This is a genomic window from Streptococcus vestibularis ATCC 49124, from assembly GCF_000188295.1.
Taxonomy (GTDB): Bacteria; Bacillota; Bacilli; order Lactobacillales; family Streptococcaceae; genus Streptococcus; species Streptococcus vestibularis.
The window spans coordinates 1,178,809-1,182,081 of record NZ_GL831112.1; the positions used below are offsets into that span (position 1 = coordinate 1,178,809).

The 3,273-nt window shown below is 35.7% G+C and carries 4 protein-coding genes; 1 reads left to right on the plus strand and 3 read right to left on the minus strand.

Features of this window, described 5'->3' with window-relative positions; all coding sequences use genetic code 11:
- Window positions 1-40: 40 nt before the first annotated feature.
- A complete protein-coding gene (locus HMPREF9425_RS05770; protein ID WP_003097449.1) occupies window positions 41-478 on the minus strand; it encodes a Fur family transcriptional regulator in 438 nt (145 codons plus the stop codon).
- Window positions 479-566: 88 nt separating this feature from the next.
- The gene (locus HMPREF9425_RS05775; RefSeq protein WP_003093383.1) at window positions 567-1,088 is read right to left on the minus strand and encodes a Dps family protein; all 522 of its coding nucleotides are present in this window, start codon (window positions 1,086-1,088) and stop codon (window positions 567-569) included.
- 108 nt (window positions 1,089-1,196) lie between these two features.
- Here HMPREF9425_RS05775 and HMPREF9425_RS05780 point away from each other — a divergent pair, with 108 nt between their 5' ends.
- Window positions 1,197-1,844, plus strand: coding sequence for a prepilin peptidase (locus tag HMPREF9425_RS05780; protein ID WP_003097450.1), 648 nt, complete (start codon window positions 1,197-1,199; stop codon window positions 1,842-1,844).
- Between the two features lie 39 nt (window positions 1,845-1,883).
- Here the strand turns inward: HMPREF9425_RS05780 and HMPREF9425_RS05785 are convergent.
- Window positions 1,884-3,273 (minus strand): serine hydrolase (locus HMPREF9425_RS05785; RefSeq protein ID WP_003097451.1); only part of this gene is annotated, 1,390 nt, incomplete at its 5' end.

Below are 3,273 nucleotides of genomic sequence, written 5' to 3' on the forward strand. Positions count from 1 at the left end.
GGTAGAAAAAAACCCAAGTCTATTTAACTTAGGCTCTTATCTATTGACAATTCGGACAAATGCCATGCAAAATCATCTGCTCACGAGTGATACGAAATCCTGTTTGAGATTCTACCTCTTCTTTGAAAGACGGAATCGGTAAATCTAAATCAGTAATTTGACCACATTTTTCACAAACAATGTTTAAGTGGTCATGCCCCATAAAATCATAATATGTTGTATTATCATTATTAACCTTAATTTCAGAGACAATTCCCTCTTCAACCAACACTTTCAAGTTGTTATAGACCGTCGCCAAACTCATACCCGGATTATCAGGGAGAAGGTCATAATATATCACATCAGCACTAGGATGTTGATCAGACATCATTAAATAGCGGATAACAGCTTTACGAGATTCGGTCAATCGAATTCCTTTAGCTTTTAACTGATTCAGGACATCTTCATAAACACCTAGACTATGTCGATGCTCAGACATATCGCCGCCTCCCTTCTTCTAAAAGTATTTTGTGTCTATTATACACTTTTAGAGGAACTCTTGACAATCATCTTAACTCAAAATTTGATTATTTCAAGCCTGGTGCTTGTCCAAGTTCAGCAGTCAACATCCAGATAGTCTTATCAATTTCTGATTTTGCGGCTGTAAAGATATCATTTGAAGGAGCATCTCCTTCTTCATCTGTGATATCCAAACCAACTTGGAACAAGACAGACAAGTATTTATATGTATCAACCAATAACTGAATTTGATCAGACATTGATTTATCAAATGTACCAGTAGTTTCAGTCAAACCTGAATTAGATGAAAACTCTACCAAAGTTGAGTAAGGTTCACCACCAATAGTAATCAAACGTTCACTAATCTCATCAAGATGGGCATTCAAACTATCCATCAATTCATCCATTTTTGGGTGAAGATAAAGGAAACCAGGACCACGCATATACCAATGAACTTGATGCACAATAGAAGCTGCTACAGACAAATCGGCAACTGCTTGATTTAATACTGCTTTGGTTTTTGTATTTGTTGGTGTCTCTGCTTGATGATTAACTGTTTCATTGATTGTTTCTTTAATTGAATGTGCCATATTCTTTCTCCTTATTTAGAATTATTATCGTTTATATCTATATTTTAGAATATTTCTAAATAAGATGCAAGTGAAATGCTTTTTCTGTCTTTTTTCGAATAGTTAGGTATGCTTAGTATTTTATATTTTTTTCTTGGTGCCTCTTTAGGCTCGTTTATTGGATTGATTTGTGATCGTTTTCCTGAGAAGTCGATTATTTTTCCCAGAAGCCATTGCAATCAGTGTGGGCATCCGTTACGTTTTTTCGAAATGATTCCTATCCTATCGCAACTTTTCTTAAGATTCAGATGTCGGTTATGCCAAAGCTCTATCCCATACCGTTACCTCTTCTTGGAATTGTTTTGTGGAGGAATACTTCTTCTTTATTTCTATGACTACCTAGATTTCGGAAGAACCTATTTGCTTCTTTTCAGTCTTTGTGTAACTATTTTTGATTTAAAAAATAAATCATATCCCCTTCTAATTTGGGTTCTTGGAACACTAGCTCTCCTTTGTTTGGGAAACCACTACCTCACTTTTACCTTAGGAATAAGTTTAGCCGCCCTATCGTATTTCAAACGTTTAAATATTGGTGAAGGTGATTTTCTCTATTTGGCCAGTGTCTCCCTCATTTTCCCATTTTCCAAAATACTATTAGCTATTGAACTAGCTTGCCTATTTGGGCTTACGTACTTCCTAGTACGTAGAAACCCTAATGAAACAGTAGCTTTTGTCCCATTTCTCTTTGTGAGTGTTCTAATTCTTACCTTCATGTAATAGTATAGAAAAAAGCCGATTATTTCGGCTTTTTCAGTATTAATTCATATTAACACGGTGCCACTCATTAATAACATAAGAGAGCATTCCCAATTGTTGAAGACCCCAACCACTAATTTCATCTGATTCCTCAGTTGAACCACCGAGGTAACGGGTATAGATTGCAACCATATAAGGTGTATCTTCCATAACGATAGCATCAACGTTGAGTGCTTCACGGACATAACCTGGTTTTTGATAAATTGTCAGATTAGGAAGATATGTCTTGTAGTACTCATTAGGGAATGACTCACCAATGTAGTGGAGAATATCCTTGTAATTATCTTGGTGTTTCCAAAGGTAATCCAAAACTTGGATGTAATAATCCGTCGTTGTCTTATTACCATGCATTTGGATAGTTTTCACTTCACCTTTTGATTTACCATATTTATCAAGCATGCCATAGAATTTTTCCATACCACCAAGGCGTTCCGCCAAAGCATAGGCTGGAGTATTTTCAGAGTAAACAAGAGAATACTCTTGCATTTCTGGAATAGTCATTGAACCACCGAAAGCAGCAACATAATTATCGTGTTCGCCTTGATACTCATACTCAGTATTAGTAATATCAAAACGTTCAGTTAAAGAAAGTTTTCCTTTATTAACCTGATCCATGACAAGCATGTTTAGTGGCAATTTGTAGGTCGATCCTGCAGTCATTGGCTGAGTATCATTCATAGAGAATTGCTCATTTGTCTTGGTATTTTTATATGAGAAAGCGATTTGGCTAGACTCAATCCCCTGATCAGCCATAAAAGCTTCAACCACTTGGTTCAATGTCATGTTGGCATAATCATAATACAAACCATTAGAATACATCGTATCTGCATCTGCTTCCATGACTGCTTTTTTAGCTTCAGATGACTTGTTGGTTGGAGTTACCTTTTCCTCTTTTTTAGTTATCTTAGAGTTAGAACCAAAAATGTTCCCAAGGTTCCCAGTGTGACCAGCCTGTTTTCCTCGTCCTGCTAAGGCAAGCATAGCAACAAATACAAGAATAACCACTGCACCCAGAAGAGATAAGATAAGATAAGGTTTTTTATCATCACGGGATAATTTTGATCTAGATTTTTTAGAGCGTTTGCTTCTAAGTGATAAGGTTTCAGTTTTTTCTTCTTTTCCCTTGTGTCCTACTGGTACCGATGTTTCCTCAACTGGTTTCTTTTCTACTGATTTTTTAGAAACCTTTTTCTTATCTTTTTTGTTATTCTTCTCGTCGCTTCTTTCGACATCTTTTTTACTATCTTTGCTATCTCTCTTAACGTCTTTTTGAAGGTCTTGTTTTACCGAATCTTTCTTCTTGTATTTAGTTTTTCGGCGGCTTCCACCATACTTTTCACTTGAATATTTTTTCTTTTTTTCATAATAGTAATAGTTTAAGCTATAATAA